Origin of the sequence: Succinivibrio sp. (assembly GCF_045124615.1) — a bacterium.
In the GTDB taxonomy this organism is placed as follows: Bacteria; Pseudomonadota; Gammaproteobacteria; order Enterobacterales; family Succinivibrionaceae; genus Succinivibrio; species Succinivibrio faecicola.
On the sequence record NZ_JBGVMC010000145.1, the window covers coordinates 1 to 6143 of the forward strand.

Below are 6143 nucleotides of genomic sequence, written 5' to 3' on the forward strand. Positions count from 1 at the left end.
CTGCAATATCAAGGCCTCTCCAGACTCTGCGAAGACATGCATAAGGATGAGAATATTCGTTTGAATCAATTGATCTTAACCAGTCTAAATATCCGTCCTTGTCATATTTTGCCCAGCCAAGATTTTTAAGTTCATCAAGCATAGCAAGATTGAAGATCTGATCTTTGTTTTCAGGATCGAGTCTTCTGATTCTAAACTGGTTTGCGGCAATGAAAAATTCTCCATCAGGCACCTTTTGAGCTACCCAGAAACCACCTTTACCAGATGGGTTTGGAGCCATTTCAAGAACATAACCTTCTTCCTTGTCTGCAACTAAAAGAGTTTCTGCTGTTCCCCAAAGACCGTACTCATCAATGAGTTTTCCCATAAGTTCAACAGCCTCACGAGCCTTTTTACATCGTTCAAGTGCAACTCTGCCAAGCTCTGATGAGTAAAAGATACCTTCAGTCTTATCAGGATGTATGTATCCTATTCTTCTTGATGAGTCAGTGCATTCACCCAGCATAAGGCCATGCTCATTGATAATTCCGTAGTTACTGTCAAGATAGGCATAGGTATGCTTAACCTGTGGAATATAGCCAAGTGGCAGTGTTTCCTTTTCACCTTTAAACTGATAGTCAGGACCTCTTCCTTTGACATTGAGTCTTGGAGTGTAGTCTGTGTTATATGTTGGATATGGCTCTCTTGCACATGCTGATGGATATACAGCTCTTTTCTCACCTTCAGCATGATCGGATGCCGGTACATAAACTACACTGGTGTCTCCTGTATAACCATCATTTGAATGGGTAACAAAAACGGAGCCGTCTGCAGAAGCTCCCTTAGTTACAAGAGCTGTTGTGCAGGCAAAAGCTGATTGGAGAAGTGAGCATACAAGCGCACTTATTGTAAAAGCCTTAATCATTTTGTTTTGCCTTCCTTAAATTCTCTTCTTTGTTGTAGCGCTCAACAGGTATGAATTTAGGATTATGACCTTGCGCATATCTTAGTTTGTAGCCGTTGTCATGCTGCTCTAAAAGCAACTGATAAAGACTGTTGATACCTGTAATAGATGCAATGGCGTTGGCATTTAACAAAGATGTGAAGTCCTTTGCCGAGAGTTTTGAGTATTGTGAAATCGTAGCTTTTGACTTTTGTTCAAGCTCAAGAGCCTTGACCTTTACTGTATCAATCATGGTGTAGTAATAACCTTTAGTAAGAGTTGATACCATGTTTGTAGCCCAGTACAGCTTTGTTTCATCATATCTGTTTCTGTCTACCTTTGAGTAGGCATCAGGTAGTTCTGATACTGTAAGTGGAATGAAAACACTTTCTGCAGGAGTATTAAGTGCAAAGTGGCAGATAGGCACAGGCAGATCGGATGAAACCTCATTTATATAGGTATATGCAGTTGATGTAGTGCTGATAGCTCTTTCATTCTCAAGGTTGTAGCTGTAAGGTGAGGCGAAAAAACCACCTGATGGAGTAGCACTTGGATCAAATTCAGTACCTTTGAATGTATCTCTGTGAATAAGCATTAATAATTCAGCACTTACCTTTCTGTCGGGGATTATTTCAAAGGGATAGTTATTCTTAAGGTAGCTCTCGCTCCAGGCTGACAGTTTACAGTTTGCATTTAAGATACATGAGGCTCGCCATATTCTTCGAAGTGAATAATAAGGTCTTTTTTCACATGCTCTTACAGAATGTATCCAGCTTAGCTTTTTATTGCTGTTTGTTTTTGCTATCTTTCTGTCATTGAGTTTCTGAATAAGGCCTGGCTGCATGATAAGTGATTCATCACTCTCATCGATATCATCAATTCTAAAGCTGTCAGCACTTACATATACACTGCCATCACTGATGCGCTTTGCAATCCAAAGACCCTTTTTATCATCTTCAAGAGGAAGGATTTCCATTGTATAGGCTGTGTCTTTATCTGCAACACAGATAATATAAGGAACACCATATACGCCATACTCTTCAATAAGTGATCCGATGGTTTTAATGCTGTCAGTTGCATTTTCACATCTTTCAAGAGCGATTCTTGAAAGTTCACTTACATTTAATATTCCGCCGTTTTTGTATGAAACTTTTTTGAAATTCCTTACATAAGCCCTTGATGTAGCAATCATTACACCATGTTCATTTAGTACACCACTTTGAGCATCAAGATAGGCAAATGTTTTACTTACCTCATCTATTTCGCCGACACGTTTTGTTAGTGGTTTGTCACCATAGTAGTAAAGCTCTGATCTTTCAGGTGCATTAAGTCTTGGACTGTAGGTGCTAAAAAGCTCCTTATCCTCTCCTGTAAGATCGGCATCAGGATATACATTTCTTTTAGCACCTTCTGAAAATTTCTTGCCCTTTATATATACAAGGCTAGGATCAGCCTTGAATGAGTCGTGAGAGGCTGATAAAAAGGATGCACCAAACTGGCCTGCACCCTTTGTCACAACGGTGATTGTATTTGCTTGCGCCTGATAGGTTCCACAAAGTAAAAGTACAGGTATAAGTTTCCTAAGAATGTTCATGATACCTCAGTTCTCTATACTTTATTTTTTTGATTTAATAATTCTGAAAACAACTTATTTTATGCTTTTTTTTATAGATGAAACTGATTTTTGCAACTACATTGTATATATCTCACATACATTTTTATAACTAGTTGATATTTGTCAAAAAAAATATTAAAAAAAAACAGCTCTCTAAAAAAACTGTTATGTCTGAGAAAAGAGTGCAGTTATTAGTTAAAAATAATTCTGTTTTGTGAAATATCCTTTTGATTACAAGTAAAATCAGGATATTTCAAAAGTATACAGATGTTAGTTTAAGTTACATTTTTTGTGTATAAAGAGAGCTTAAAAAGTTACAGAACTATTGCAACTTCCAATCTGTCTTTAATCCATTATCTGTAATTTGATATATTGCATTTTTTTCTTTGTAAGAATATGCAACAATATTCTGTTGTCTTGTATGATAATGTATATAATTCTCCGTCATATTTGTTTAGAGTGAAGTTCAATGAGTAAGGCAAAAGACGTTTTTTCCACCCTTGTATCGCAGATTGAAAAACTGTCAGGCAAGCAGTTTTCTGATTCAATGAATGAAGAAAAAATTGATATTGAGAAAGTCAGAAGATATGAGGCAAAGCTTGCTGCAAGAGAAATTGCTCAACAGCGTCTTGAGAACCACAAAAATTTTGTTAATTCATACTATCAGCAGGGTATTTTAGACAGTAAGGATGTATTTGAAACATTTGTTCAGGATAACTGCAATCATGATGCTTTTTTGTGTGCACAGAGTTTTACTCAAAGCATCAATCCAACTTTTCTGTCATCTGCAAAGGAAATTCCATCTGCAAAGGAAATTTCATCAAGACCATCCTTACTGCTGCTGCTAGGAAATCCAGGTACAGGTAAAACAAAGCTTTGTAACTGTATTGCAAACAAGGTTCTCAACGAGTACTGGAAAGATGTTGAAATCAATAATCAAAACGAGATTAAGCGTAAACGTCAGCCATCTGTTTCTGATACAAACTATGATGTTGCAGAAAAGAACTCTCAGTGGGAGCGACTGACAAGCGTTGATCTTCTGATCCTTGATGGTCTTTGTCAGAACTCTTCAAGGCTGAGTCCTTTTGACGTTCAGATGATTTCAGAACTTTTAAGAGTAAGATTCTCAAAAAAATTACCAATGGTAATCACTACACCTCTTGAGGCTAATGCTCTTCATATGGTATTAGGTGATGAGATCATGGAATCAATCAAGCTTTACAATGTATTTTCATCCGTACTTCTTGGAGTATCTAGAAGAAACGGAATCATGATTAACGGAACATTTTACGTATGAGTTTTGTTCTTTGTTTTGATTTTGGTGTTAATCATATCGGTGCTGCTGTTGGTAATACAGTAACAAAAAGTGCTAATCCATTAAAGGAGATAAGAGCAAAAGACGGTATTCCAAATGAGCTAGAACTGCAAAAAACAGTAAAAGACTGGCAGCCTAGTGTATTTGTCGTCGGTCTGCCTCTTAACATGGACGGTACCGAACAACTGATGACTAAAAGAGCAAGAAAATTTGGCAACAGACTAAAGGAAAAATTCAAGATCCCAGTCGAGTTTGTTGATGAACGCCTAACCTCAAAAGAGGCTAAAGGGCAGATCTTTGAACAGGGCGGTTTTAGAGCTCTTGCAAAAGATAAAGGCGCAATTGATTCTCTTGCTGCAGTTACTATTCTTGAACAGTATTTTTATGAAAATGAACACTAAGATTGAACAAATTGAGCTTGCCTTAAAGGAAATTGAACTTGTAATGAGAAAGCTTAATATCTGGTCTGACGGAAAAAACAGACCTGATGACAGTGCTTTTTTAAGTCAGTCTCCCTTCTTTCTTGATACCATGAATTTTGAGCAGTGGCTTGAATTTGTGTTTGTTCCTAGATTTTATTCACTTATTAAAAGTGATTCTAAACTGCCTGAAAATGTCGTTATTCACACCTATGCGCAGGAATTTTATAGAGGTAGGTGGCAAGAATATAAAGAACTTATTCAAATTTTAATGAAGTTTGATAAGCTTTTTGCTAAGGCATAATTATTGCATGAAAGTAGCTAGCTGATGCAATTATCGGATTTTTGACAAGCGAACTTGGATGATAAATTGAAACTTCCTGCATTTTTTACAGATTTTATTACACAGGCTAAACGAAACGATAAGGTCATGAAAGGCCTGTCTATAGGTTCTACTGCCTATAAGAAGATCTCTATGTTCAAGGTTGGTACCCCAATACTTGTTCTAGCCTGTCTGTCCATGATCACGCTCCCTATGCCACCATTCTTGCTTGATATGCTGTTCTCTTTGAACATTGCCTTATCAATGATTGTGCTTCTGGTGGCTATTTATTCAACTAAACCGCTTGATTTTGGATCTTTCCCATCTGTTCTGCTTTTGACAACAATCCTAAGACTGTCGCTGAACGTTGCTTCAACTCGTGTGATCCTTTTAAATGGTCAGAACGGTACAGCTGCTGCAGGTAAGGTTATCGAATCATTCGGTAACGTTGTGATGGGCGGTAACTATACAGTTGGTATTATCGTTTTCGCTATCTTGATTATCATCAACTTCATGGTGGTAACAAAAGGTGCCGGCCGTATTGCTGAAGTTTCAGCAAGATTCACTCTTGATGCTATGCCTGGTAAACAGATGTCTATTGATGCTGATCTTAATGCAGGTATTATCGATCAGGATACAGCAAGAAAAAGACGTATCGATGTTACAAGAGAGGCTGATTTCTACGGTTCAATGGACGGTGCTTCAAAGTTCGTTAAAGGTGACGCTGTAGCAGGTCTTCTCATCATGATAATCAACCTTGTGGGTGGTATTATCATCGGTGTTTTCAATTTCGGTCTGTCTGTTGGTGAGGCTGCATCAATTTTCGCTATTCTGACAATCGGTGACGGTCTTGTTGCTCAGATCCCATCATTGTTACTATCAGTTGCATCTGCAATTATTGTTACCCGTCAGTCAAGCTCTGAGTCAGAAATGGGACAGCAGGTTGTATCAGATCTGTTCTCAAAGCCAAAGACAATGTATATCGTTTCATCAGTTCTTGCAGTAATGGGGCTTGTTCCTGGAATGCCTCATCTTGCGTTCTTGATGCTAGCATCAATCTGCGGTGGTATAGGTTATCTTATCAAACGTATTGCCGATGCTAAGCAAATGCAGGCAAAAATGGATGTTGAAACTGCAAAACTCGGTAATGATGGTAAACCTCTACCTGATCAGAAAGAACTTAGCTGGGATGATGTATCAGAGGTTGATGTAATCGGTCTTGAGGTTGGTTATCGTCTTATTCCGATGGTTGATAAAAACCAGAATGGTGAGCTTTTAAACCGTGTAAAGGGCGTAAGAAAGAAGCTCTCTCAGGATCTTGGTTTTCTTGTGCCTCCTGTTCATATCAGAGATAACCTTGATTTAGGTCCTAACTTCTACAGAATTACCCTTATGGGCGTAACCTTTGGTGAAGCAGAAATTCAGCCAGAGCGCGATATGGCAATCAATCCAGGTCAGGTATTTGGTGATATTCCTGGAATCAAGGCAAAAGATCCTGCATTCGGTCTTGATGCTGTATGGATTTCAAAACAGGATAATGACAAGGCTTT

At 38.1% G+C, this 6143-nt stretch carries 6 protein-coding genes; 4 read left to right on the forward strand and 2 right to left on the reverse strand.

From position 1 onward, the window contains the following. Both ACJML3_RS03860 and ACJML3_RS03865 read right to left on the reverse strand, forming a co-directional pair. The coding region (locus tag ACJML3_RS03860; RefSeq protein ID WP_406020787.1) for a C69 family dipeptidase at positions 1–904 on the reverse strand (904 nt) is incomplete at its 3' end. Further along, positions 897–2516, reverse strand: coding sequence for a C69 family dipeptidase (locus tag ACJML3_RS03865; protein ID WP_406020789.1), 1620 nt, complete (start codon positions 2514–2516; stop codon positions 897–899). The genes ACJML3_RS03860 and ACJML3_RS03865, both read right to left, overlap by 8 nt. 490 nt (positions 2517–3006) lie before the next feature. On the opposite strand from ACJML3_RS03865, the gene ACJML3_RS03870 reads away from it, so the two are divergent. The 4 genes from ACJML3_RS03870 to ACJML3_RS03885 all read left to right on the forward strand — a co-directional run. Beyond that, entirely contained in the window at positions 3007–3834 is an 828-nt protein-coding gene (locus tag ACJML3_RS03870; protein ID WP_406020791.1) for a hypothetical protein, read from the forward strand. Beyond that, a complete protein-coding gene (ruvX, locus tag ACJML3_RS03875) occupies positions 3831–4253 on the forward strand; it encodes a Holliday junction resolvase RuvX (RefSeq protein WP_406020793.1) in 423 nt (140 codons plus the stop codon). The genes ACJML3_RS03870 and ruvX overlap by 4 nt, the downstream gene beginning before the upstream one ends. Then, complete coding sequence (locus tag ACJML3_RS03880; RefSeq protein ID WP_288135638.1) at positions 4237–4575, forward strand: YqcC family protein; 339 nt, start codon at positions 4237–4239, stop codon at positions 4573–4575. The genes ruvX and ACJML3_RS03880 overlap by 17 nt, the downstream gene beginning before the upstream one ends. Positions 4576–4701: 126 nt before the next feature. Next, positions 4702–6143 (forward strand): flagellar biosynthesis protein FlhA (locus ACJML3_RS03885; RefSeq protein WP_406020795.1); only part of this gene is annotated, 1442 nt, incomplete at its 3' end.

Coding starts and splice junctions, on each gene's coding strand:
- ACJML3_RS03865 (WP_406020789.1), bottom strand. CDS start 2,516: ATGAACATTCTTAGGAAACTTATACCTGTACTTTTACTTTGTGGAACC.
- ACJML3_RS03870 (WP_406020791.1), top strand. CDS start 3,007: ATGAGTAAGGCAAAAGACGTTTTTTCCACCCTTGTATCGCAGATTGAA.
- ruvX (WP_406020793.1), top strand. CDS start 3,831: ATGAGTTTTGTTCTTTGTTTTGATTTTGGTGTTAATCATATCGGTGCT.
- ACJML3_RS03880 (WP_288135638.1), top strand. CDS start 4,237: ATGAAAATGAACACTAAGATTGAACAAATTGAGCTTGCCTTAAAGGAA.